The organism is Allopseudospirillum japonicum, assembly GCF_900108915.1.
GTDB lineage: Bacteria > Pseudomonadota > Gammaproteobacteria > Pseudomonadales > Halomonadaceae > Pseudospirillum > Pseudospirillum japonicum.
In genome coordinates this window covers 62,269-88,518 of the sequence record NZ_FNYH01000005.1, presented here as the reverse complement: position 1 = coordinate 88,518, position 26,250 = coordinate 62,269, and the positions used below count along the sequence as shown (strand labels likewise).

The 26,250-nt window shown below is 44.6% G+C and carries 19 protein-coding genes and 4 tRNA genes; 7 read left to right on the top strand and 16 right to left on the bottom strand.

Features of this window, described 5'->3' with window-relative positions; translation table 11 throughout:
* Positions 1–2: 2 nt before the first annotated feature.
* Entirely contained in the window at positions 3–3,800 is a 3,798-nt protein-coding gene (locus BMX05_RS06430) for a response regulator (protein WP_093309166.1), read from the top strand.
* 57 nt (positions 3,801–3,857) lie between these two features.
* Here BMX05_RS06430 and BMX05_RS06425 read toward each other — a convergent pair whose 3' ends face one another.
* Positions 3,858–5,120, bottom strand: a complete 1,263-nt coding sequence (locus BMX05_RS06425) for an EAL and HDOD domain-containing protein (RefSeq protein ID WP_093309165.1) — start codon at positions 5,118–5,120, stop codon at positions 3,858–3,860.
* Between the two features lie 176 nt (positions 5,121–5,296).
* A complete protein-coding gene (locus BMX05_RS06420; protein ID WP_093309163.1) occupies positions 5,297–5,614 on the bottom strand; it encodes a hypothetical protein in 318 nt (105 codons plus the stop codon).
* Positions 5,615–5,724: 110 nt separating this feature from the next.
* Here BMX05_RS06420 and BMX05_RS06415 point away from each other — a divergent pair, with 110 nt between their 5' ends.
* Together BMX05_RS06415 and BMX05_RS06410 are read left to right on the top strand one after the other, a co-directional pair.
* Positions 5,725–6,912, top strand: coding sequence for a glycosyltransferase family 4 protein (locus BMX05_RS06415; RefSeq protein ID WP_093309162.1), 1,188 nt, complete (start codon positions 5,725–5,727; stop codon positions 6,910–6,912).
* On the top strand, positions 6,881–7,426 hold the full coding sequence (locus BMX05_RS06410; RefSeq protein ID WP_093309161.1) for a phosphatase PAP2 family protein: 546 nt from the start codon (positions 6,881–6,883) through the stop codon (positions 7,424–7,426). The genes BMX05_RS06415 and BMX05_RS06410 overlap by 32 nt, the downstream gene beginning before the upstream one ends.
* Positions 7,427–7,489: 63 nt before the next feature.
* Here the strand turns inward: BMX05_RS06410 and BMX05_RS06405 are convergent, their stop codons facing one another.
* The 10 genes from BMX05_RS06405 to BMX05_RS06360 all read right to left on the bottom strand — a co-directional run bounded on the left by BMX05_RS06405 (position 7,490) and on the right by BMX05_RS06360 (position 16,920).
* On the bottom strand, positions 7,490–9,367 hold the full coding sequence (locus BMX05_RS06405; RefSeq protein ID WP_093309159.1) for a SurA N-terminal domain-containing protein: 1,878 nt from the start codon (positions 9,365–9,367) through the stop codon (positions 7,490–7,492).
* Between the two features lie 91 nt (positions 9,368–9,458).
* Positions 9,459–9,743 (bottom strand): nucleoid-associated protein HU-beta, encoded by a 285-nt coding sequence (hupB, locus tag BMX05_RS06400; protein WP_093309158.1) that lies wholly within the window; start codon positions 9,741–9,743, stop codon positions 9,459–9,461.
* Positions 9,744–9,958: 215 nt separating this feature from the next.
* Positions 9,959–12,373, bottom strand: coding sequence for an endopeptidase La (lon, locus tag BMX05_RS06395; RefSeq protein WP_093309156.1), 2,415 nt, complete (start codon positions 12,371–12,373; stop codon positions 9,959–9,961).
* Positions 12,374–12,582: 209 nt separating this feature from the next.
* Complete coding sequence (gene clpX, locus BMX05_RS06390) at positions 12,583–13,854, bottom strand: ATP-dependent Clp protease ATP-binding subunit ClpX (RefSeq protein WP_093309155.1); 1,272 nt, start codon at positions 13,852–13,854, stop codon at positions 12,583–12,585.
* A gap of 123 nt (positions 13,855–13,977) precedes the next feature.
* Positions 13,978–14,598 (bottom strand): ATP-dependent Clp endopeptidase proteolytic subunit ClpP, encoded by a 621-nt coding sequence (gene clpP / locus BMX05_RS06385; protein WP_093309153.1) that lies wholly within the window; start codon positions 14,596–14,598, stop codon positions 13,978–13,980.
* 226 nt (positions 14,599–14,824) lie between these two features.
* On the bottom strand, positions 14,825–16,165 hold the full coding sequence (gene tig, locus BMX05_RS06380; RefSeq protein ID WP_093309151.1) for a trigger factor: 1,341 nt from the start codon (positions 16,163–16,165) through the stop codon (positions 14,825–14,827).
* Positions 16,166–16,435: 270 nt separating this feature from the next.
* Positions 16,436–16,511 (bottom strand) — tRNA-His (locus BMX05_RS06375).
* A 30-nt stretch (positions 16,512–16,541) separates the two neighbouring features.
* Positions 16,542–16,618: transfer RNA gene (locus BMX05_RS06370), tRNA-Arg, on the bottom strand.
* A 34-nt stretch (positions 16,619–16,652) separates the two neighbouring features.
* Positions 16,653–16,729: transfer RNA gene (locus BMX05_RS06365), tRNA-Pro, on the bottom strand.
* A gap of 115 nt (positions 16,730–16,844) precedes the next feature.
* Positions 16,845–16,920, bottom strand: a tRNA-Ala gene (locus BMX05_RS06360).
* 207 nt (positions 16,921–17,127) lie between these two features.
* Here BMX05_RS06360 and BMX05_RS06355 point away from each other — a divergent pair.
* The 3 genes from BMX05_RS06355 to groL all read left to right on the top strand — a co-directional run bounded on the left by BMX05_RS06355 (position 17,128) and on the right by groL (position 19,865).
* Positions 17,128–17,631: an FxsA family protein gene (locus tag BMX05_RS06355; RefSeq protein WP_093309147.1), complete on the top strand. Its 504-nt coding sequence runs from the start codon at positions 17,128–17,130 to the stop codon at positions 17,629–17,631.
* Positions 17,632–17,856: 225 nt separating this feature from the next.
* The gene (locus tag BMX05_RS06350; RefSeq protein ID WP_093309144.1) at positions 17,857–18,144 is read left to right on the top strand and encodes a co-chaperone GroES; all 288 of its coding nucleotides are present in this window, start codon (positions 17,857–17,859) and stop codon (positions 18,142–18,144) included.
* A 77-nt stretch (positions 18,145–18,221) separates the two neighbouring features.
* A complete protein-coding gene (gene groL, locus BMX05_RS06345; protein WP_093309141.1) occupies positions 18,222–19,865 on the top strand; it encodes a chaperonin GroEL in 1,644 nt (547 codons plus the stop codon).
* 109 nt (positions 19,866–19,974) lie between these two features.
* On the opposite strand, the gene BMX05_RS06340 is transcribed toward groL, so the two are convergent.
* Genes BMX05_RS06340 through BMX05_RS06325 form a run of 4 tightly spaced genes read right to left on the bottom strand, consistent with a single transcriptional unit; the run spans position 19,975 to position 24,609 of the window.
* Entirely contained in the window at positions 19,975–21,129 is a 1,155-nt protein-coding gene (locus tag BMX05_RS06340) for an iron-containing alcohol dehydrogenase (RefSeq protein WP_093309140.1), read from the bottom strand.
* Between the two features lie 20 nt (positions 21,130–21,149).
* The gene (gene murB / locus BMX05_RS06335) at positions 21,150–22,184 is read right to left on the bottom strand and encodes a UDP-N-acetylmuramate dehydrogenase (protein ID WP_177166813.1); all 1,035 of its coding nucleotides are present in this window, start codon (positions 22,182–22,184) and stop codon (positions 21,150–21,152) included.
* A gap of 10 nt (positions 22,185–22,194) precedes the next feature.
* Complete coding sequence (gene lolB / locus BMX05_RS06330; protein WP_093309135.1) at positions 22,195–22,821, bottom strand: lipoprotein insertase outer membrane protein LolB; 627 nt, start codon at positions 22,819–22,821, stop codon at positions 22,195–22,197.
* Positions 22,822–24,609 (bottom strand): tetratricopeptide repeat protein, encoded by a 1,788-nt coding sequence (locus tag BMX05_RS06325; RefSeq protein ID WP_177166812.1) that lies wholly within the window; start codon positions 24,607–24,609, stop codon positions 22,822–22,824.
* Positions 24,610–24,953: 344 nt separating this feature from the next.
* Here BMX05_RS06325 and hemA point away from each other — a divergent pair, with 344 nt between their 5' ends.
* Positions 24,954–26,222: a glutamyl-tRNA reductase gene (gene hemA, locus BMX05_RS06320; RefSeq protein WP_093309129.1), complete on the top strand. Its 1,269-nt coding sequence runs from the start codon at positions 24,954–24,956 to the stop codon at positions 26,220–26,222.
* The last annotated feature ends 28 nt before the right edge of the window (positions 26,223–26,250 follow it).

Here is a 26,250-nt window from a genome sequence, read left to right as displayed (position 1 = left end):
GTATGCCTAAAAGCTCACCTAAATACCTAATCGAAACATCAGACCAAGAACGTCAAGGTATTCAGTCAGTTGCTTATATTCTTTTAGGCTTGGCACTTTTATTAACGCTTGCTTTTGGTGTACGCTTATTTCATGACCCCTACCAAGAAAATCACCAACAAATCCAAGCACTTGTTAGCCACTTATTGGTCAATGAAGCCCATACTTTATCTTTAATTAACCGAGTACACTATCAAAATCAAAACATACATTCTGATGAAGATGGATTACAATCTCTCCTTAGACAACAAAGCGACTTTATTGAATCTCTGGCACCTTTAATTAATTACTCAGAAAGTGAGGATTTGCGCTTAGCGTGGCAGCAGTTTTATTATTATAGTCGTCAAATGCGTCATACACTCCCCACTTTATTTGAGGGTTCATATCAAATTCACAAACAATTCACTGCACTAGAAAACCTTATTCTACAAATTTATCTCCAAATTGATACATTTACTCCTGAGCAAGTCACTAAGCATCAAATACGTTTATCGATTCAAGCGTTACAGATTGAATTCAATAAAATCAACAGTCAACACCAAAAAAACCATGAATCCAAGAAAATTGAAAAGCATTTAGAAGATATTTTTAGTTTGTACCAAACCCTTGAGGGGCCTGTTAAAAAATTATTCTTTCAGTTACATCAACAAGCATCTGCCTTATATGACCTTATCCAATATATCAACAAGTCCTTGTACCAGCTTAAAGATCAACAAGAAAGAGCTAAAGATTCTCTTATCAAAATATCAAGTATTCAAAATATTATCTTCGAGCAGCAAAAAGTTAAACATCACTTTTTTATGTTTGCAGCACTGAGTTTAACGCTCATCACTTTAGTTATTTTGGGCTATATTTTTTACCGTATGCTCATCATCAAACAAGCGCTCAATAAAGAATTACAACAAAGCTCCTTTATCCACAAAGCACTTGACGAGCATGCCATTGTCAGCATTACAGATGCCAAAGGCAAAATATTATACACTAACCCAAAATTTGAAGTTATTAGCGGCTATCTAAGCAAAGAGTTACTAGGGCAAACCCACCGTGTCGTTTGCTCCGGAATACATGATAGCCAATTTTTCCAGTCTATGTGGCGACGCATTGCACGCGGCCAAGTCTGGCATGGTGATGTATGCAACCGTAATAAAAATGGGGATCTATATTGGGTAAGCTCTACAATTGTACCTTTTTTAAATCAAGAAGGTAAACCGACTCATTATATTTCTATTCGTACAGATATCACCAAACAAAAGCAAGTAGAGCATGAATTACAGCAGGCACGGCGCCAAGCAGAACTTGCGAATCGAATTAAAGGTGAATTCCTCGCGAATATGAGCCATGAAATTCGCACACCACTCAATGCAATTATTGGTTTAACACAACTTGCTGAGCGGGAAGCAAGAGGCACGTCTTGGCACCATTATTTACAAAAAATCCAAGGTGCATCCAAGTCTTTACTTTCTATTATTAATGATATTCTCGATTTATCTAAGATTGAAGCCAAGCGCTTACAATTAGAAAGTATTCCTTTTGATCTGGATGAAGTGCTGACACATGTTAGTGATGTCATCGGTTTTAAAGCGGCTGAAAAAGGTATCGAGTTTATTTTTGATTTCCCTAAATGCTTACCTAACAAATTTATTGGCGATCCGCTGCGTTTAGGCCAAATCCTTGTCAACCTCACTAGCAATGCTGTCAAATTTACAGATCAAGGTGAAGTTATTATTCGCATTCAAGTATTGGCACAAAATGCAGAAACCGCCCGTATACGCTTTAGTGTGATAGATACGGGCATTGGCATGAGCCCCGAACAGCAAGGCGACTTATTCCAAGCTTTTACGCAAGCAGATACCTCAACGACAAGGCGCTATGGTGGTACAGGGTTGGGGTTGGCTATCAGCAAAGAACTTATTGAGCTGATGCAAGGAGAGATCCAAGTTAAAAGTATTCTAGGTGAAGGTAGTGAATTTAGTTTCAGTATTCCGCTCAGCTATAGTCAGGATCAGGCTGAAGATCCCCTAATTCCTGCAAATACCCTAGTGCGCGTTTTAGTCATTGAAGATCATCCACTTGCATTAGAGGTTGCCACCCACCAGCTTGAGTACCTTGGCTTACTTGCTGAGGGTGCTGCCAATGGTCAGCAAGGTTTGCATCTTTTCCAAAGTGCGCAAGCTGCTGGGCAACCTTATCATTTAGTCTTGATTGATTGGCGTATGCCGCATCTCGATGGGTTTGAAGTCGCGCGCCAACTACGCCAACTAGCACCGAAAACACCTTTGGTACTTTGCACAGCAATGGATACCCAAGCCCTTGAAAATAAAGATAAAAGTTTGATTGATGCGATTTTATATAAACCCTATAGCCCCAATCGTTTATTGCAGCAAATCTATAATTTACTTTCTCAGCCTTGTGAACTTGAGCCTCAACCTTTATACCAATATGCATCTATTAACCAAAATGCGCGCATTTTAATCGCTGAGGATAATCTGCTTAATCGTGAAGCCTTGGCAAAAATGCTAACACCTTATGCAGCTCAAGTGCGCCTTGCTTCTCAAGGTGCTGCCGCTTTGCAAATCTGTACTGAGTGGCATCCGCATCTTGTACTGATGGATCTGGATATGCCTATTATGGATGGTTACGAGGCAACAACTCATATTTTGCATGCTTTACCAAAACACCCCCCCATTTTAATTGGTTTAACTAACTCTCACCAAGAGGCTACTTTGGAGCGTGCGCATGCTATTGGTATGCAAACTGTACTTAAAAAGCCGCTAGATGCACTCGCGCTAGACCGCTTACTAGCACAATATTTGAGCACAGAGCTGCCAACACCAAGCAAAACACCTGCTCTTGTGCAAGCACCTATCTTTCCACCTAAAACTCACTCAGTTGAAGATGCCAAATTGGCTGAATTAGCACTTAACGGCATGCAAGTGCTTTTAGTAGAAGATGACCCTATCAATCGCCAAGTTGCACGATTAATGCTCAAAACACTCGGAGTCAGTGTGACAGAAGCCATTAATGGTGAAGAAGCGGTACGTTTATATCAACAGAAAAATATTGACTTTGATATCGTACTAATGGACTGGCATATGCCAGTGATGGATGGCCCCACAGCAACTGCTTTGATTCGTCAATATCAGCAGGAAAATGCCTCATATTGCCCCATCCTTGCTTTAAGCGCCAATGTAATGGCGAATGACAAACAGACTTTAATTCAAGTTCAGATGGATGCCTGTATTAGTAAACCCATAGAATTAGAGACCTTAGGTTTTGCCTTAAAAACTTGGTGGCAACCGCATTCTGCTCCGGAACAAGCCGAACAAGCCGAACAAGCCGAACAAGCCGAACAAGCCGAACAAGCCGAACAAGCCGAACAAGCCGAACAAGCCGAACAAGCCCTTGATAAACCAGACTGGCATAAATTGGAAGCCACTTTTGCAGATGCGTTACCTGAATTAGTTGGGTTATTTATCGAAACCAACAACCAACTCATGCAAGAGCTAGAAACTTATGCAAATCAGCAAGAGGCTTTATTAACAAACTCAGAAGGACTGGAAGCAGTTAGAGGTATTGCACATCGTTTGAAGTCAAGTAGCGCTAGTTTACAACTCCATGCGTTTTCAGCACTTGCCAAACAAATTGAACATGGGATCCGTGATCAAGAGCTTGATCATCTCATATTAGAACTAACGAATTTAATACAGGATTACCCTAAAGTTCGTGACCAACTCAACCACTGGCTGGAAGCCCATACTTAGGGATTGATTTGCAAGACCCATCCCCAAAGACAGGTGAGTCTTGCGTGTACGAGAGATTTATCTTTTAATGCCAACCAATAAATTTTCTGCCCACTCAGTAGCTTCAATGTAGCGCTCTACAAAAATTTCTGTTGTTAAGGGTAATTTGATCAGCATTTCCCAGTCTGCTTTTTCATAAGCAATTACCCAAGATAACACTTCACCACGTGGCCCAGAATGTTCTAATAAAGCTTGTTTAATAGGTTTTGCTAAAGGTAAGGATTCTAGCAAATCAACTAAAGGTCGCTCTAATAAAGCATCTAATAAAGAAAGTAAACCAACAGTGAAGTAAGATTCACTGTCTGGCACTTTTAAAGATTCTGCAATTAACTCACACATTTTAGCACGTGATAAAGCGAGAGGTAACAGCACACCAGATAAACGCGAGTGCTGAGATAATACCAAGGTAGACACTAATAACTTGAGTGCATCCGTACCTAAATAGATTAAAGCTTGACGAATACTAGTCACTTCACGTGGCAGGGAATAATAAGCTGAGTTAATACGCCTCAGAATGAGATAGTACAAACTGGGATCTTGTAGTATGTAACTTTCCAGCTCAGCCAAATCAGGTTCAGCTTGATGCAAAACAGCAAGAATACGCATTAATGCAGTACGGTTTTCTTGAATCTGTCCACTGCCCATCGTCTCAGGACGTGCGAAGAAGTATCCCTGAAATAAATGAAAACCGAGCGCTTTGCAGGCTTCAAATTCTTGCCAAGTTTCTACTTTCTCTGCCAATAGCTTCAATGGCAAACCTTGAAATTTTCGTACCCGCGCGCCTAATTCTTCCATTGAACACGCACGCACATCCAGCTTGATATAATCCACCAAGGCTACAAATGCCATATTTTCCGCTGTTGGTTCGAAATCATCGAGTGCCAGCTTATAGCCCATTTTGCGAATGACTTTTAATGAATCTAGCAATACAGGCGTGGGTTTAATATCTTCCAGAATTTCGATCACAACCTGATGCTGCGGGCGCGGCAATAGGTCCGGCGATAGCAGCCATTCGGGTGTCATATTGATAAACACAGGTAAAGCACCTGCAAGCTGATCTAGTCCTATCTGGAAAAATGCGGCAGAGCACACACGTGCTGTTGCCTGAACTGGGTTGTCAATCTGTGCGTACTCATCTAAAGGCGCATTACGGTACAAAATCTCGTATGCGCATAGTCTAAGATCACGATCACAAATCGGCTGTCGGGCTACAGTATAGCCCCCATTTTGAGTAACAGGTAAGGTTTCCATATAATCCAAGTCAAAAATCCCTATGCCCATAATGCAGACTTCCTGTGGCTAGAGAAGACAAATAATGTCGTCAAAACTAACTTAGCTTTAAAAAAATATCAATAAGATATCTTTTGAAAAACTTGATAGTCGTCACTAGCATACTGCAAAAATACTCGTACTTCTTGTGATATTTAGCAAACTAGGCGTTAGCAAATTGATTTATATCAAGTTCTGCTTCTTCCAGGTTGATAAGTATCCCCCTTATAAACTAACCCGCGCACCCTTGGTGGATGTAAAGGTGTTAATTGGATAATAGCAGTTTCTAAACGTGCCCGCCTAAGTTGGGTCGCCATGTCTAAGCCTTTCCAAGTATCCCTTGGTAAAGGTGGCAATTGTAATTCGCGTCTATCTTGCTCAATAAAAGTACTTTTTTCTAGCAAAATCCTTAATAACTTGGGTTTACCTAAACGAATTTCTGCTAATAAAGTTAAGCCAACCAGGCTTTTTACACGATTTTCTTTGGCTTCTGGTGTTAATGGCATAAAGCGTTTCCTAAGCTTATTAATTGATACAAATTAAAAATATCATGTTTTTGCCACCCAGTTGTCACTTGCTTGCGAAATGATGTGCTAAACCCTTGGAGGAGCCTAGTATGCTACGTCTTGGTTTAGTCACAGAGACTTTCGCACCCGACATCAACGGAGTAAGCCACACCCTACAACATTTGGTCAAGGGCTTGCTACATCAGGGATGGCACCTCGATTTGGTGCGTCCTAAACCGCGCCAGTCTTACTTACGTGCCTTAGATCCTAGCGGGCGTTTATGCGACTGGCATGCTAAAGGTATTGGTTTACCAGGGTATCAAGATTTACAACTAGGGTTAGGCTTGCCCACTGATTTACGCCGCCATTGGTCTTTACATCCACCTCATGTTTTATATATCGCTACAGAAGGCCCTTTGGGATTCGCCGCCCTTAAATACGCACAGAGCCAAGGGATTCCTGTGGTTAGTGGTTTTCATACGAACTTTCAACTATACACAGAGCATTACGGACGCCTAGCAAGTTACTTACATAAACCCACGTTAGCGTATTTACGCTGGTTTCATAACGCAACTCACACCACCTTGGTCCCCAATCAACAACAAGCTTTAGAATTGGGTGCCCAAGGACTTGATAACGTACACTGCTTATATCGTGGTGTTGATACTCAAAGGTTCAATCCTCAACGCCGCTGTCAAGATTTGCGCCGACAATGGCAAGCTAATTCAGAAACGCTCGTTGTGACCTGTGTTGGTCGCTTGGCTGCGGAAAAGAATCTTGACCAAGTGATCGAAACCTTTCAACTCATTAAGGCACAACATCCAGATGCACGCTTGGTGCTAACAGGAGATGGTCCCTTACATTCCCATCTCATGCGTAAAACGCAAGACATTATTCTACCTGGTACACGTACAGGAATAGATCTTGCACGTCATTACGCAAGTTGTGATCTCTTTTTATTCCCCAGCACAACAGAAACTTTTGGTAATGTGATTTTAGAAGCTATGGCATCTGGTTTGCCTGTTTTAAGCTACGACTATGCAGGCGCCCAGCTGTTAATTGAACAGGGTGTCAGTGGCTATAAAGTCCCTTTAAAAGACCAGACAGCCTTCAATCAAGCAGCGCTTGAGTTGGCTGCCCAACCTGTATTGAGAACAGCATTAGCCACAGGTGCCTGCAAACGCATTCAAGCCTTTAGCTGGGATACCATAGTGCAAAATTTCATTCAGTACCTGATGCAAGCAAGAGCGCAAGGGGTAAGCTGCCATGAACACACGCTCGACCACTCTCTTTCATAAAATTGATTTATGGGAATGGCGAATTTGCCAAGTCTTTAACCAATATGCGCGGATTCAGCCTTTTCTTTATAGTATGCGTCTTGTCAGTCGCTTAGGCGATGGGCTTTTCTGGTATGGACTTATGCTGGCTATGCCTTTGCTTTACGGTTGGCATGGATTTTCGATTACACTCAAAATGGCATTGATCGGTTTAGGCTGTACACTGATTTACAAAGGTTTAAAACAGACTCTGGGCCGGCAGCGCCCTTATCTAAGCTGTCAACAGATTAACTGCCAAATGCCCCCTTTAGATTATTATAGTTTTCCTTCTGGTCACACCTTGCACGCTGTCGCTTTTTGTACACTAGTTGCCACTTATGCACCCGAACTTTGGCTATTAACCAGCATTTTTACTTGTTTAGTCGCCTTATCGCGTGTTGTATTAGGCTTACATTATCCTTCAGATGTATTGGCAGGTGCTGTGATTGGCTATAGCTTAGCTTCTGCAAGCCTTGTCATTTTTCCCTTACAATAAATTCCCTCATAATTAACAAAAAAGCCCAGCTTCTGCTGGGCTTCATCCCCTGAATACCCTTCTCTAAAAACGTTGTACAGGTGTCACTTGCAGATAATGATTTTGTTGCAACTGCATCCAGCGTCTTTGTGCCTGTTGCTGCAAAACATTTTGTGCATTGATAGCCTCATCACCCGTACTGATTTCACCATCAGTCACCGTATCCAAAGCTAACAATAGCACATTCCCCTCAGCATCTGTGTAAATGCCATAGCTGACTTGAGCTGGCTGTGGCATTTTAAAGATGTAAGTGACCAGATCTTGCTCAGTTTGTGCGCCAAAACGGCTTATCGTCTGGGTTTCACTCCAGCTTAAAGATGCAGGCAAGGATTCTCCCGCTTGTAATTGGCGCAGATAAGTTTGTGCCTGCGTTTGCAAGCGACTTTGTGCTTGCGTCCGCGCCCAAGCCTGTTGCACTTGATCTTGTACTTGTGCAAAATCCTGAATGCTTTGTGCTTGATACGCTTGATGCTGAATCACCAACAAGCGTTCATCATCTAACTTAATCACATCTGAAGGCAGTTGATCTTCACGCATTTGCGGATCGAATAAGACTTTTTGTACTTGAGTTTGCTGCCAAAAATCTTCGGCTTGCCCTGCACTAATCCATGCAGACGTTTGCACTTCCAAGGTGATTTGTTCCTGTAACGCCTCTGCAACTGCTTGCAAACTGTCTTTAGAGAAGCTTAGATTACGCAAGTCTTCGCTCAAGCTGGCCATACGTTCACGCAAAGGTTGTGCTTGCAGATCTTGTATTAACTGTGCACGCATTTCTGCCAAGGGCTTGATTTCAGGCGCACGCTGATCCAATAACTGAATCAAGTGCAAGCCAAAAGGCGTTTCCACTGGCATAGAAATATCGCTATTTTCTTGTAAGGCAAATAGGGCCTGCTCAAAAGCTGGATCAAGCGTATCAGGCAAAATCCACCCTAAATCACCACCTTGACGTGCACTTGCCGGATCTTGCGAATGTTCACGTGCTAACTGTGCAAAATCTGCTTCCCCTGCCAGTACAGCATCACGCCATGCGAGCAAGTCTGCTTGCGCTTGCTGTTTTTCTTTTTCATTTGTAAAGTTCAATAAAATGTGTGCGGCTTGGCGTTGTTGTGGCTGTTGCTGCACATAAGCTTGATAAGCCGCATCAATTTGCGCTTGGTCAATTTGAATGCTTTGTGCGACCTGCTGCGGATCTAACAGTAAATACGCCACTTGCACACGTTCAGGCATGGCATAAGCTTCTTGATGTTCTTGGTAGTAAGTACGCAATGCTTCTTCGGTTGGTGTCAAATCCTGCGCATACTCGTCTAAGGATAAGCGCACACTACGATAGGTACGCTTTTGATCTAGAAGTGCCTCCAAAGCTTGGCGTTCTTTAGGTAATACAAAGGCACTTAAGCTAACGCCCCCAAGCAAATGCTCATTCAAAATTTCTTCACTTAGCTGAGCCCGAAATCCAGTCGGTGTTAGGCCGGCACGCGCTAAGACATCTTTATAAATTTCTTGCTGAAAACGTCCCTCTGCATCGGCAAATTGTGGTGTGCGTACAATTTCACGTTCAACTGCTTGGCGGCTAATACGTATATCTTGCACTTGTGCTTGATAATTTAATACGCCCTGCATAATGAGGCGGTTCAGTGCCATACCCCGTAATAAATTTTGATCTAGGGTTTCAGGGTCTATATTTGGATTGGTCTGTAACAAACGGCGTAATTCCTGCTGTGCAAGATTATCCACCTGAGTACGACTAATTTCTTGATCCCCAACTTGGGCAAGCGTATCCCGACTTTGGGTAAAGGCTCCGATAATGCTCTCGACCCCCCAAAGCGAGAAGGTCAATACAATCAGTCCCACAATGACTTTAGCAATCCAACCTTGGGAGTGGTTGCGGATGAAATCTAACATAGGCAATCCTAAACTTGATGACGAATAAATAAAAAAGGCGTACGCCAAGAGGGTACGCCTTTATTTAAATCGATACGACTGGAGGCAAAGTTTATTTGCTGGTCGCGTTTACTGCATCTTTTAAAGTTTTACCCGGGCGGAAGCTAGGCACTTTAGAAGCTTCAATTTTAATTTCAGCACCTGTCTGCGGATTGCGCCCTGTACGTGCGGCGCGTTCTTTCACTGCAAAAGTACCAAAACCTACCAGTGCCACTGAGTCACCCTTTTTCAGTGAATCAGTCACTGATTGGATCACCGCATCTAAGGCACGACCTGCTGTCGCTTTTGAAATATCTGCAGAGGTTGCAATCGCATCAATCAGCTCAGACTTGTTCACACTTCACCCCTTATATAGGTCGCTATCATAAAAATAATGGTGTTCTCTTGAATCGTACGCAATACAACTAAAGTTTGTAAGAGGTCATACCCATCTTGCAACCCCAGAACCTAAAGGGCACACAAGTACGATCGAGGGCAGTTTATACCAAGGGCTTGAAATCAGTGTCAAGCTTTGTACTGCCTGACACCCTGTTTCCCTCTTTTTAGTGCATTCTAATGCGTACTTACGCCGCGTGCACTTACCTCTTCTGGATCTTCAGTCGCGGGCACTTCGTCCAAACTTAAAGGTGTTGGCGCATAGGTCAAGGCGATTTCTAACACCTGATCAATCCACTTCACTGGGCGAATGTCCAAAGATTCTTTGATCTTATCGGGGATTTCTTGCAGATCTTTACTATTCTCATGCGGGATAACCACGGTTTTAATACCACCTCGACGTGCTGCCAGAAGTTTTTCCTTCAAGCCACCAATCGCCAAAACCTCACCGCGCAGATTAATTTCACCTGTCATAGCCACATCTGCACGCACAGGAATCTCAGTTAATGCTGAGACTAATGCCGTACACATGGTAATCCCTGCACTTGGTCCATCTTTTGGTGTTGCACCTTCAGGCACGTGAATATGGATATCCGTGCGCTCAAAAGTTTGTGCAGAGATCCCTAGCATTTTGCTACGGCTACGCACAACCGTCAGCGCTGCTTGGATGGATTCTTGCATCACATCACCTAGCGACCCTGTACGGGTTAGACGCGCCTTACCTGGCATCACAGCAGCTTCGATGTTGAGTAACTCTCCACCCACGCTAGTCCATGCCAGTCCAGTGACACAACCAATTTGATCTTGTTCATCTGCAAGGCCATACGCGTATTTACGCACGCCCGCAAACTCAGCGACCTTGGTTGCTTCTAACTCTAGAGGTTCTTTTGCTTTTAAACTCAGTTGACGAACCACTTTACGACAGACTTTCGCAATTTGGCGCTCTAACTCACGCACCCCAGCTTCACGCGTGAAATAGCGAATTAGCTCTAACAAGGCCGCTTCAGTCCAAATAAGCTCACGTTCACTTAGGCCATTGAGTTTTAGCTGTTTGGGCACCAAATGCTGTTGAGCAATGTTTAGCTTTTCATCTTCTGTGTAGCCAGGTAAACGAATGACTTCCATACGATCAAGTAAAGGCGCTGGGATATTCATCGAGTTTGCCGTGCACACAAACATCACATCGGATAAATCATAATCTACTTCAAGGTAGTGGTCGCTAAACTTATGATTTTGCTCAGGATCTAGCACTTCTAGCAAGGCGGATGCTGGATCACCTCTGTGATCCATGCCTATTTTGTCAATTTCATCAAGCAAGAATAAGGGGTTACGTACACCCACTTTGCTCATACGTTGAATGAGTTTGCCTGGCATGGAACCAATGTAAGTACGTCGATGACCACGAATTTCAGCTTCATCACGCACGCCACCCAATGCCAAGCGTACGTATTCGCGGTTAGTCGCTTTCGCAATCGATTGCCCTAAAGAAGTTTTACCTACCCCAGGTGGGCCTACTAAGCAAAGTACAGGCCCTTTAACCTTCTTCACTCGCTTTTGTACCGCAAGATACTCTAGGATACGCTCTTTTACTTCTTCTAGACCGTAATGGTCCTGACTTAAAACTTCTTCGGCACGTGTTAGATCATGGCGTACACGAGAACGTTTTCTCCAAGGAAGACCTAGCATCCAGTCTAAATAGGTACGCACAACTGTCGCTTCTGCAGACATGGGCGACATCATTTTTAACTTGTTCAGTTCTGCGGTCGCTTTTTCATGTGCATCTTTAGGCATCCCCGCAGCTTCAATACGGCGGGCAAACTCTTCATGTTCATTTGGCGAGTTTTCTAGTTCACCCATTTCCTTTTGAATGGCTTTCATTTGCTCATTCAAATAGTACTCGCGCTGATTTTTCTCCATTTGTTGCTTAACACGCGCACGAACTCGCTTTTCCACCTGCAACAAATCAAGTTCTGTTTCTATTAAGGTCATTAAGTGCTCGAGCCGATCACGTGCTTTATCAAGCTCAAGTAATTTTTGCTTTTCAGGCACACTTAACGACATGTGCGATGAAATCGTATCCACCAAACGAATAGGTTCAGCGATACTTTGCAATGAATTTAAAACCTCATTAGGGATTTTTTTTGCTTGTTTAACATAGGCTTCAAACTGCTCTAACAAAATACGCATCAGGGTATCTTGTTCACGCTCACCTAAAGGCGTCGACGGGGCAAGTTGGACTTGCGCCTGCACATAATCCTGATCTGTGATCGTCTCACAATGCAGTAAACGAGCGCGCTCTTTGCCTTCTACCAAAAGCTTGACTGTGCCATCTGGCAACTTCAGCATTTGTAATACTTGCGCTACTGTGCCTAAAGAATAAAGCGCGTCCATTTCTGGATCGTCTTTATTCGCCTCTTGTTGCGCAACCACAAAAATTCGCTTGTCCCCTTGCATGGCCACATCAAGCGCATGGATTGATTTATCGCGCCCCACAAATAAGGGAACTACCATTTGCGGATACACGACTACGTCACGCAAAGGTAACAAAGGAAGGCTGAGAGTCTCTGTAGGGTAGTCGTTAATCTGCTCCATCACAGGGCATCCTCGTCGCTGTAACCTAGCTTATATCGTATTTCAGACACTCGCTGATTACGGATTCAATAAAACGACTCGACCAGTCGTACGCTGTTATGCTTACTTATCTTCTTGCAGGCAAAGAATCAAGGACAAAGAAATCTTTATCTGAATGAGCACCTAGGTAGCTTGTCTCTTTTAGCTACCTAAGTCACAAAGATAGGTCTTTAGCTCGCTGCTGATTGTTTGGTATCTGGGCTATAAATAAGTTCGGGTTTTGCTTGGCCGGCAACAACATCCGCACTGACTTGTACACGCTCAACACCTTGTAACGAAGGCAGCTCGTACATGGTTTCTAGCAAAATGGATTCTAAAATAGAACGCAAACCACGCGCACCTGTCTTACGCTCCATAGCTTTACCTGCAATCGCAAGCAAAGCATCTGTGTGGAAATCAAGATCTGCACCTTCCATTTCAAACAAACGTGCATACTGCTTGGTCAGTGCATTTTTGGGTTCAGTCAAAATGCGCACTAAGGCTTCTTCATCAAGTTCAGCTAAAGTGGCAACGACAGGCAAACGGCCGACAAACTCAGGAATTAAACCAAATTTAACCAGATCTTCTGGTTCTACATCGGTTAATACCTCAGTCACACTGCGTCCTTCTTTACTTTTAACTTCGGCCGCAAAACCAATACCACTTTGCGTAGAACGATCACGAATGACTTTTTCCAAACCTGCAAAAGCGCCACCACAAATAAAGAGAATATTCGAGGTGTCCACTTGCAAGAATTCTTGCTGCGGGTGCTTACGCCCACCTTGTGGTGGTACAGAAGCCACTGTCCCTTCGATCAGCTTCAATAAAGCTTGTTGTACACCTTCACCAGATACATCACGTGTGATTGAGGGATTATCAGACTTGCGCGAAATCTTATCGATTTCATCAATGTATACAATGCCACGTTCAGCACGTTCTACATCGTAATCACACTTTTGTAACAGCTTTTGGATAATATTTTCTACGTCTTCACCCACATAACCAGCTTCAGTGAGTGTCGTTGCATCTGCAATGGTGAAAGGTACATTAAGCAGGCGCGCCATAGTTTCTGCCAATAAGGTTTTACCACTACCTGTTGGCCCAATCAGCAAAATATTACTTTTGCCCAACTCGACTTCACTACCCTGACCACCATGCTGCAAGCGCTTGTAATGGTTATAAACAGCCACCGAAAGGACCATTTTGGCCTTATCTTGACCGATAACATAAGCATCTAGTGTGTCCCGAATTGCCTTGGGCACTGGCAAACGTTCATCACTACTTTCTTCAATGTCATCATCAAGATTTTCTTCCCGTATGATGTCATTACACAAGTCAATACACTTGTTGCAGATATAGACCGAGGGACCTGCAATTAGCTTTTTAACTTCATTTTGACTGGCACCACAAAACGAGCAATACAGCATTTTGCTGTTATCGTCCCCTTTTTTTCCGTCGGCCATTCTTATACCCCATTCTTACAAGCCATACGCATACGGCAGGCTTTTACTTGTGATCGTTTGCAATATGCAGATTAACTTGATCGTTGATCTGTGGACGCTATCTAACATACTCACCAAGCTAATTTAGCCTGTAGGACGTTTTTCAAGTACGGCATCAATCAGACCATACTCTACTGCAGTTGCGCCATCCATAAAATTGTCTCTATCTGTATCTTTGGCGATACGCTCAATGTCTTGACCTGTATGCTGCGCAAGAATTTGATTGAGCTTTTCACGAATTTTTAAAATTTCGCGGGTATGAATTTCAATATCGCTCGCTTGCCCTTGGTAACCACCTAAAGGCTGGTGAATCATCATACGCGAATTAGACAGGCAATAACGTTTACCCGCTGCACCGCCTGCAAGTAGCAAGGCTCCCATACTTGCAGCTTGGCCAATACACAAGGTACTGACATCCGGTTTAATGAACTGCATGGTGTCATAAATGGACATGCCTGCAGTGACTGAACCACCCGGAGAGTTAATGTAGAGATGGATATCTTTGTCAGGATTTTCAGATTCTAAAAATAAAAGTTGTGCCACTACAAGATTCGCCATGTAATCTTCTACTGGGCCCACTAAAAAAATAACGCGCTCTTTTAATAAGCGAGAATAAATATCGTAAGCACGCTCTCCACGAGCCGATTGCTCGACCACCATGGGTACTAGACTACCCGCATTTAGGATCTCATCTTTGATCTGCATAGCCTGCTCACTTTCTCTTTATCAACTGGACTTGTAATAAGACGAGCTGAATCACTTAGGTTTTTGACCAGAGGCCACTTTAGACCAAGGGCGTGCTAACGCTTAGAGGTTAGGGTTTAGCCTCTTGTTGATGTCATTTTAAGTGAATATAACATAGGGCAGTGCTCACTTTCAGCACTGCCCTAGACTTTCAATTAAATCAGCGTTTCATCAAGACGACAGATGATTATGCATCAACCTCTTGCTGGTCTTCAGCCTCATCTGCTTCTTCTTTTGGCTGCATAACCTCTTTGTAGCTCATATTTTTATCAGTGACTTCAAGCTGTTGCAAGAGAGTTTCGACTACTTGCTCTTCCAAAGCAGCTGCCTCTACTTGGCGCAGCAAGTTTTCATCTTGATAATAATACTCCACGACCTTTTCAGGTTCTTGATAAGCTTGTGCCTGTTCTTCAACTAACGCACGTACTGTCTCTTTATCTGCTTTCAGTTCACTAGAAGCAACAACTTCAGCGATCAGCAAGCCCAGTTGTACACGTTTTTTCGCTTGATCTGCAAACAATTCTGCTGGTAATTGCGCAGGATCAAATTCTTGTCCGAAGTTAAATTGCTGTACTGCTTGGCGACGCAGAACATCTACTTCGCCATCTACCAGAGCTTTAGGCACTTCGATAGGATTTTTTGCTAACAAGCGGTCAAGTACAGACTCTTTCACACGGTTTTTGACGGCTTTTTGTAATTCACGTTCCATGTTTTTACGCACTTCTTCGCGAAAAGCAGTCTCACCACCTTCTTGTACACCAAAAATCGTAAAGAATTCTTCATTTAACTCAGGAAGTTCACGTGCCTTCACTGCATTCACTTTTACCTTAAATACAGCTGCTTTACCTGCTAATTGCTCTGCTTGATACTGCTCAGGGAAAGTCACTTCAACGTCTTTTTCATCACCAGCTTGTGTACCCACTAACTGGTCTTCAAAACCTGGGATAAAACTGTTAGAACCTAACACTAGGTCATAACGCTCACCCTTACCGCCTTCAAAAGCTTCACCATCGATAAAGCCTTCAAAATCAATGTTAACTTGATCTTCTAATGCCGCAGCACGTTCAACCGTACTCCAGCTCATACGTTGCTTGCGCAGCTCTTCGATTAATTCAAGTACATCAGCATCTGTGACTTCTGCTTGAGGACGCTCAATGCTTTCGCCTTCCAATGAATTTAGGGCTACTTCTGGATATACTTCAAATACGGCTACAAATTCTAATGGTTGTCCTTCTACTACAGATTTTGGCTCAATAGAAGGGGTACCAGCAGGATTGAGTTTTTCTTGAGTCACTGCTTCCACGAAGTGATTACGCATCAGTTCAGAAGCCACTTCCTGACGAACACTGACCCCATAACGTGACTTCACTACCTTCATAGGCACTTTACCAGGACGGAAGCCATCAATACGTACTTGGCGTGCCGTCTCTTTCAGACGACTGTCTACAGCAGTGTCAACCAGCTCAGCAGGAATTTGGATGGTTAAGCGGCGCTCTAAACCTGAAGTCGTTTCAACAGAGACTTGCATGGATAATCCTCATACAAACAAAAATTGCGCGTCTACAGCCTACAAAAATGTAGCTGCAAAGAACTAGCGAGTGTGAATAAAGGCGTAAATTTTAAGAGTTATAAGCAAGGCAAGCAAGTGCTCTAACTGAGATAGGGCGAGAAAAGCGTAAAACTTGCGTAATCATACGCAAAAATTGACTTTTGTAGAGGCAAGATAAGAAGTAATCGAACAAAAACAAAAAAAGACCTTGTACTAAGTACAGGCCTTGATATTTTCTCGTTCCTTAAATGGGGTGGACGATGGGGCTCGAACCCACGACCGCTGGAATCACAATCCAGAGCTCTACCAACTGAGCTACGCCCACCATATATAAGGAACCTATTTTGCTTGACGCTGGCGCGCCCAGCAGGACTCGAACCTGCAACCCACGGCTTAGAAGGCCGTTGCTCTGTCCGGTTGAGCTATGGGCGCTCACCTTGTCCGAGTCATCAAGCATTTGGTTTATTGGTCGGGGTAGAGGGATTCGAACCCCCGACATCCTGCTCCCAAAGCAGGCGCGCTACCAGACTGCGCTATACCCCGATAAACCATCAAGCTAACTTTTTGATTTCTCTCAAGTTTTGCTTGCTTCGCTTAACTTGTGGCGCTCATTATAACGAGCTTTTAAACCTTGTCAAGCATTATTTTCAACTTTTTTTGGTGGAGCTAAGCGGGATCGAACCGCTGACCTCTACAATGCCATTGTAGCGCTCTCCCAGCTGAGCTATAGCCCCATCAAGAAGTTGACCTTCACAAAAAATAAGTGCATTGCTTAAATTTCACTTATTTTCTTGTTGAAAGCGGGGCGTAGTTTACTCGTTATTTTTCACTTGGCAAGTATTTTTTGTATTTTTTTACTAAATCTAGTTTTCATACCGCGTTTAACGCAAACTCCTTTCTAGTCAAGTAGTCTTAATGTATCTGTAAAGGAGACTTTCTACATGCCCATTTTGCTGATTTTCATTGCTGTACCCTTTATCGAGATGTTTCTTCTTATCAAGGTAGGGCAGCAAATCGGTGCGATTAACACCTTATTACTTGTGGTCGCCACAGCCGTCATCGGGGTTGCCTTACTGAAACGTCAAGGCAGCTTATTACTCAATCGTGCGGCTTGGCGTCTAGATCAAGGCCAACTTCCTGCAACGGAAATGGCTGAAGGCCTTGCCCTAGCCTTTGCTGGTGCTCTATTACTCACTCCAGGTTTTGCCACGGATGCTTTGGGGTTTTTACTTTTGCTTCCAGGCACACGTCAAGCTTTGCTGAAATCTTTAATGCGCCATGTTAAATTTGGTGCGTTGCACACCCACCAAACTCATTATACTCAGCGCACGTATGAAGGTGAGTTTCAGCATACATCGTCCACATCTGATTCATCTTCCCATGATGCCAAGGTGTTGGAAGGTGAAGTCGTCTCTCCGACTCAAAAAACACACAAAAAAAATTAATTTTTTTGTATGGGGATGCCTTGAAATTTTTTTAGCCTCCCCCATTAACACACACAGCAGGCGATCATGGCCTCTTGCGAAATATTGAAAAAAGCAAGATGCAAAGACACGCACTCGCTGATCCTAGGGTGATACCCTTTTTTTAGCTGACACTTGAACTAACCTAGCAGCGACCCTATATCTAGGTCGATGTTTGTACTTGATCACAATGGGAGAAACTTAACGATGAAAATCCGTCCTCTACACGATCGCGTCGTTGTGCGTCGTATGGAAGAAGAAACCACTACCCCGGGCGGTATCGTTCTGCCAGGTAATGCTAAAGAAAAGCCTCAACAAGGTGAAGTTATCGCTGTAGGCGAAGGCCGCTATGTAGATGGTCAACTGCGTGCACTAGCAGTGAAAGAAGGCGATAAAGTCGTTTTCGGTAGCTACGCAGGTAACACTGTGAAAATCGACGGTGAAGAACTGTTGATCATGAATGAAAGCGAAATCTTTGGTGTCATCGAAGGCTAATCTCTAGCTTACTCACCACCTGATTTATATCGTTTTAAGTTCAATCACAATTTTCTGAAAAAAATAGGAACACTATCATGGCAGCAAAAGACGTACGTTTCGGTGATGATGCCCGTAAACGCATGGTAAAAGGTGTAAATACTCTCGCCGATGCAGTGAAAACCACTTTAGGCCCTAAAGGTCGTAATGTCGTACTGGAGAAATCCTTCGGCTCGCCTACTGTCACTAAAGATGGTGTGTCTGTTGCTAAAGAAATCGAACTCAAAGACAAGTTCGAAAATATGGGCGCACAAATGGTGAAAGAAGTGGCGTCCAAGACTTCTGATGTTGCTGGTGACGGTACCACAACAGCCACTGTACTAGCACAAGCCATCGTTAATGAAGGCATCAAGGGCGTCACTGCCGGCATGAATCCTATGGATCTCAAGCGTGGTATTGATCGTGCTGTCATTGCCGCTGTAAGCGAGATTAAAGCCCTAGCTAAGCCTTGCACAGATACAAAGTCTATCGCTCAAGTCGGGACTATCTCTGCTAATGGTGATACACGTATCGGTGAAATCATTGCAGAAGCAATGGAAAAAGTAGGTAAAGAAGGCGTCATCACAGTTGACGAAGGTCGTGGTTTCGAAGACGAGCTGGAAGTGGTTGAAGGCATGCAGTTCGACCGCGGCTACATCTCTCCTTACTTCGTTAACAATCAGGACAATATGTCTGCTGAGTTAGAAGACCCTTACATCCTTTTGGTTGATAAGAAAATCTCTAACATCCGTGACTTGCTACCTGTGTTAGAAGGCGTTGCTAAAGCCAGCAAGCCTTTATTGATCATTGCTGAAGACATCGAAGGCGAAGCGCTTGCAACGCTTGTTGTTAACAGCATGCGTGGTATCGTTAAAGTTGCTGCGACTAAAGCACCTGGTTTTGGTGATCGTCGTAAAGCCATGATGCAAGATATCGCTATCCTGACCAAAGGTACCGTGATTTCTGAAGAAGTTGGCCTGACCTTAGAGCAAACCACGCTAGAGCACCTAGGTACCGCAAAACGTGTTGTGTTGACTAAAGAAAACACCACGATTATCGACGGTAGCGGCAGCCAAGACGATATCGAAGCTCGTGTGAAGCAAATCCGCGCGCAAATCGAAGACACTTCTTCTGATTACGACCGTGAAAAACTGCAAGAGCGTCTGGCTAAATTAGCTGGCGGTGTTGCTGTCATCAAGGTCGGTGCCGCAACTGAAGTAGAAATGAAAGAGAAGAAAGCACGTGTTGAAGATGCCCTGCACTCAACGCGCGCTGCCGTAGAAGAAGGCGTAGTTGCCGGTGGTGGTACTGCCTTAATTCGTGTTCTTGGTAAACTCCAGAATCTACAAGGCGAAAACGAAGATCAAAACCATGGTATCGCGATTGCATTGCGTGCGATGGAAGCACCTTTGCGTCAAATCGTAACTAACGCAGGCGAAGAAGCTTCCGTTATCGTTGCACGCATCAAAGAAGGCGAAGGTAACTATGGTTACAACGCAGCCACTGGTGAGTTCGGTGACCTCGTTGATATGGGTGTACTAGATCCAGCAAAAGTCACTCGTACAGCGCTGCAATCCGCGGCTTCCGTTGGTGCTCTGATGATCACCACTGAGTGTATGGTTGCGGAAATCCCAGAAGAGAAGCCTGCAGCACCTGATATGGGTGGCATGGGCGGTATGGGTGGCATGGGCGGCATGATGTAAGCAGCCCCATTTCCTAGGTGCCATCTTAACCACTAAGATACGGTTGAGCTGGCCATAGGTAGGCCATTCCGATAAGACCCTCCTTTTTAAGGAGGGTTTTTTATTGGTTTTATAAAGCCGCTTGCAAAATGGCTCGACTCTTTGGTAAATCAATATTTCTTTGCTCACCTAAAGCCGTCATACCATGTTTTTCTAGTGCCTCTACCATAGCATCAATCGCATCTGCGCTAATCCCATAATCACTTAAACGCGTTGCAACCCCTAAAGATTCAAAAAACGCACGTGTTTTTGCAATACTTTGGTCGATCCGAGTTTGCTCATCCCCAGTCTGGATTCCCCAAACCCGCTCTCCATATTGCAATAATTTTTGTGCCTTTTGTTCACGCATCACTTGCCATTCTGCTGGTAAGACCACCGCCAAGGTTTGCCCATGATCCAAACCATGTAAAGCAGTTAGCTCGTGCCCTATCATATGCGTGGCCCAATCTTGTGGCACCCCACAACCGATTAAGCCATTCAATGCCATAGTAGCGGCCCACATCACATTGGCACGAACTTGATAATCTTGTGGATTGTGCAGCGCTTTGGGGCCTTCTTGTATCAAGGTCCGCAAAATGCCTTCCGCCATAGCATCTTGAATCTGTGCACCATGTGCACAGGTGACATACTGTTCGACCGTATGGACAAAAGCATCCACAATACCGTTAGCCACCTGCTTTTGTGGTAGAGAATAAGTTGTGGTGGGATCTAAAATCGCAAACTGTGGATAAAGGGCTGCACTAAAGAAGGATAATTTATCTTGCGTCTGATAATTGGTGATTACCCCATTCGGGTTAGATTCAGATCCAGTCGCAGGTAAAGTTAACACCACCCCTAAAGGTAAAGCCTGCTGAATTTTCGCCCTGTGCGCCAAAATATCCCAAGGGTCCCCTTCAAAGCAGGCTGCAGCAGCAACAAACTTAGTACCATCGGCAACCGAGCCACCCCCCACAGCGAGCAAGAAATCAATCTGTTCCTGCTTCACCATGTCCACCGCTTGACATAAAGTGTGGAAACTTGGATTTGGCTCAATGCCGGCAAACTCAAACCAAGTGTGTTCCGCTAAAGCTTGGCTTACTTGCTGATACACACCATTTTTTTTGATGCTACCGCCGCCATATAACACAAGCACTCGCGCATCGGCAGGAATTGCTTGCGTGAGTTTGGCAATTTGGCCTTCACCAAAAAAAATACGTGTTGGGTTATAAAAACTAAAATTGTTCACTCGATATGACTCCTTATCCGTTAGGTGCCCCAGTATTCGGGTTCAGGTTGCAATTCAATGGCAAATTTTTGCTTCACTTGTTGCTGAATCAAACCAGCAAGCGTAAGTAACTCCTGCACTCGGCCGTGCCCATAGTGGACCAAAACCAAAGCCTGTTGTGGGCTAACACCCACATGCCCTTGCCGCCAACCTTTCAGGCCGCAAGTTTCAATCAGCCAAGCTGCCGCTACTTTGACCTTGTCCGGTTCAGGCGTTGCGTATAAAGGGATCTGCGGATACTGAGCTTGCAAGCTTTGTGCTTGCGCTCGACAAATCACAGGATTTTGGAAAAAACTGCCCACATTGGGCAAAATCTTAGGATCAGGTAACTTAGCTGCACGAATAGCGCGGATGCGTGCGGCCATCTGTGCGGGTGTCTTTGGCGCATCTGGGCCTTGCGCTAAATCTGCATAACTAAAATTCAACTGTCCTTGCTTTGCTAAACGGATACGCACTGCCACAATAAAAGTGTGCCCCCGCAAGCCGCCTTGTACAGCTGCCACCTTGAAACGCGAATGCCGGTAAGCAAACTCACAAGCGCTTGCCTCTAGCCAAAATAATTCGCCTTTTTGTGCATCAAAAATTTGTACCCCTTGCACCACAGAGGCAAATTCCACACCATAAGCACCAATATTTTGTACCGGCGCTGCCCCGACAGTTCCAGGAATAGCGGCCAGATTCTCTAGGCCATACCAAGTTTTTTGTACACTAAAATTCACCAAGTCATCCCAGACACACCCTGCATCAACCTCCAACTCGACATAGTCAGAAGTTTGCGCACAACAACGAATATGCTTTGGCATCCATTGCACTACAAAAGCATTAACAAACTCAGGTAGAATCAAGTTGCTCCCGTGTCCTAAAGGATACAAGGGAATCTTATCTGTCTGTGCTTTTTGATATGCTTGAGCGAGTTGCTGCACATTTTGCACACGCGCGAAATAACGTGCCTGTGCTGCAAAAGCCAAAGTGTGTAAAGGTTGCAAGTTGGCGTTTTGTTCTAACACAAGTGACATAGCTGCATCCTTAAGGCGATGATGTGACTTTGGGCAAGGTCCAACCATAAATCACCCAAGTCGCGCTTAAAGGTCGCTGTTGATGTGTAAGTCGTACTTTGCGTGGCAATCTGTATTCAGCATTGACTTGTGTATAGGTAGGCCATTCCAGCAACCAATCCCCTTGTTGTGCTTGCTTAAGATCACCTTGCGGGTGATAGGTTAGATGGGCTTGCGGTAAATTTGGGGTTAATAAACCACGTATCCACCAATGCAAAGCTGGTAGAGGTAAATCCCAACCCAACTCTTGTTTTAACAAGGCTTGTGCGGAAGTGGCCTGCGCACGATAGCCTTGCGAATCTTGCCACCGTACCCAAGCAGGTCCCGCAGTAAGTTGTGCTTGCCCTTGCCCTAAAGGGGCAATAAACGTCAATTGATAGGTGTCTTTCGTCTCTTGCTGCCATAACACTTGCATACTTAAGCGTTCTTGATCCGCGACCAGGCCTAATTTGGCTTGCAGCGTCCACGCATTAAGCTCAGTGACAACAGCCTGATTTGCTGGCAAATGTGCTACTTCTGGTAAATTTTGACTTTGATGCGCACACCCTGTTAATCCCAGCAGAGCAAGCGCTACACACATCACAACCTGTTTGCGCACCTATTCTTCCCCCAACTCAGGTAATTGTTGATACAAATCTTGCATCAGCTGAGGCCAAGGGCGGCTATATTCTTTTTGTAGTTGACGCCAGAGCACACGCGCTTTGGCTTTTTCGCCAGAAAACCAAAGTGCCTGAATCAAATGGCTAGCAATTTCAACATCTTCTGCTAACTGATAAGCTTTTTGTAAGTATTCGACTGCACTTTGGTACTCGCCTAAATTAAACTTCACCCAACCCATACTATCAATAATGGCAGCTTCTCTAGGATTGAGGGCATAGGCTTTTTCGATCAAGACCGAAGCTTCTTGATGGCGATTTGTACGTTCAGTCAAGCTATAACCTAAGGCATTTAAAACCGTGGCATTATCTGGTTCTTTCTCCAGCAAAAGACGGAAATCTTTTTCTGCCGCCGCCAGCTGATCTAAAGCAAGATACGCCATCGCACGCGCATATAAAAAACGTGCATGTTGATGATATTCTGGCCGGCTTTGCATAGCCTCACTGAGCACATCCACCAAAGTTTGATACTGCTCATGCTTATATAGAAGATCTGTCATCAACATCAACAGGACTTCATCTTGTTGACTAAAATCTTGGCGCTGTTGTTGCAAAGCTTCAATCGCTTCAGGTAGGGCGCTCTCTTCTTCCAAAATCTGTAAGGCACGTAGTTTAGCATCGACAAACACACTGCTTGGGCCGACTTGCCAGTAATAATCTAATGCTTGTATCGGGTCGGCTTCTTCTTGCGCAATACGCCCTAAATAATACAAGGCTTGGTATAAGGTTTCCGGGCTCGATAAATCAATACTTGCTTCATCACGTTCTAGTAAACTTTCTAATTCTTGGCGGGCTGCTTGCAATTCCCCTTGCTCAACATACAAACGTGCCAAAGCCAGCACTACTTGGCTATCGCCGGGATGATAACGGCGAATTTGTGCAAAGGTCTGGCTTGCGCCTTGTAGATCATTAGCTGCCAATTGTAAACGCGCATATTCTAATAATAAACGTAAGCTTTCCGGCTGACGCTTTAATCCCGCTTTAAGCAAATTTAAAGCTTCCTGCAACTTGTCTTGCTCACGTAAGATTTGTGCTTTCAGCAAGAGGGCGCGTTCGTTATTAGGTGCTTGCGCCAAGACTTGATTCAGGTGCGCTTGTGCTGTAATTGGGTGATCTAGAGCCACCTCGAAAATCGCTAATGCGTTGAGATAATCTAAGGAAGCCTGTGTTCTTGTGTGATAGACACGCAATTGTTGATAAATTGCTTGCAAGTTAGAAGTATCTTGTCTGTTTTGCTCAACAGCACGATTTGCTAATAAGGTGTAGTAACTGCTTCCTGTCAACTCATATAACCGATGCAAATGCGTCAGTGCCTGCGTATAGGCATGAGCTTTCATGAGTAACATCACGAGGATACGCTGCGCATCGACACTTTCAGGCTCAGCTTGCGCCCAAATGCGAGCAGCTTCTAACGCTAACTGGTCTTTTTCTTCGTATTGGGCGATATAAGCAGCACGTTCGGCAATACGCGGATGCTGGGAAGCGCGGGCTAACTTGATATACTCTTGCAAAGCAAGATCCACCTGATTACGTTGCCCGGCAATTTCTGCTAATAATAGGGGATATAGAGTATGGCGATTTAGCCCTTGGATAGGTGCTAATTGCGCTTCTTGCGGCCACTGATAAGCGACTTGCGCAGGCGTTGTTTTATTCCAAGGCCCACTAGTGCAGGCGCTGACCCCTAAGGCACTTACCAAGGTTAGGGCAAGTCGAATCGAGTTAGGCTTCATAGCGCTCATTGCTCTCAACAGTTAAATTCCAACAGTTTAATCAGGTAAGGCTTGCATGATAGCCCTTCAAGCCAACTTGATGCAAAGCTTGTACAGGCGTTTCTCGCCAAGCTGCTTGGCAGGCATACATTTTCACTCAAGCTTTATGCTATGATGCGCACCCTAAATACGCAAAGTGTGGGGGGTAGAAAATTGCACCAAACCAGCGTATACCAAAAGCAAAGCTCACTGGCTGCGCCCACACCTGTGCAGGCATTGCCATCGAACCCCTGATTAAAATCCTCGTGTTTTTCCTTTGATTATCGAGGTGACACGCACCCAAGGTACCAGCGAAGTAAGCCTGTATGACATTTCTCGCGCTAGGCATTAATCACAAAACAGCGCCCGTTGACATCCGCGAGCGTGTGGCTTTTACTCCTGAGGAGCTTGCAAAAGCCTTTCAACACCTTAAGCAGCAAACTTGGCTGCGTGAGGTGGCTATCTTATCCACTTGTAACCGTACTGAGTTATATTTGTATTCCAACGAGGCCAGTAGCACGCCAGCTTTAGAATGGTTATGTGATTATCATCAGCTTGGTCTTGAGGAGCTTGTCCCTTGCTGCTACCGCTTCCAAGATGTACAGGCAGCAAGGCATTTGATGCGTGTTGCCTGTGGTTTAGATTCTATGGTGCTAGGTGAGCCGCAAATTTTAGGCCAGCTTAAAGATGCTTATACGCAAGCACACAGCTATCAAACCCTAGGTTCAGGCTTACAGCATTTATTCCAGCAAGCTTTTGCGATTGCTAAACAAGTACGCACCCAAACCGCTATCGGTGAAAACCCTGTTTCGGTGGCTTATGCTGCGGTTAATTTAGCTCAGCATATTTTTAGTGATCTTTCCGAAAGTCGTGCGCTTTTAGTCGGTGCAGGAGAAACCATTGAACTGGTCGCACGCCATTTACATCAGGCTGGGGTAGATCAACTGGTGGTTGCCAACCGCACATTTGAACGCGCCCAAGCCCTAGCAGAGCATTTCACCGGTGCCCAAGCGACTTTATTATCAGATTTGCCACATCAGTTAGAAAAAGCCGATATTGTGATTACTTCCACTGCCAGCCAATTACCTATCTTAGGGAAAGGCATGGTCGAGCGGGCGCTTAAAGTCAGGCGTCATCGTCCTATTTTTATGGTGGATATTGCGGTTCCTCGTGATATTGAGCCACAAGTAGGCGAACTTGATGACGTCTATTTATACAGTGTCGATGATTTACAAAGTGTCATTGAGGAAAACCGGCGTTCACGTCAGCAGGCGGCACAAGAAGCAGAAAATTTGATTGAGCAAGCCCTAGCCAAATTAGAAGCTCAAAATAGGATTCGTGATGTCGGCCACTTGATCCGCGCCTATCGTCAACAAGCGCAAGACCTTTGCCAACAAGAAGTCGCCCAAGCACTGGCAGCCTTACAACAAGGAGCCGATCCTCATACGCTCTTACCCAAGCTCGCGCATTCTTTAACCAATAAATTATTGCATACACCGACAGTCCGTCTACGTCAGGCCTCTGCCGACAATCAGCAAGAAGTTCTTGCCGCTGCGCCTTTTTTACTTGGGCTGCAAGACCCTCCTGCATCCTAGCCATAGCATTTATGCCTTTTTGCCTAGA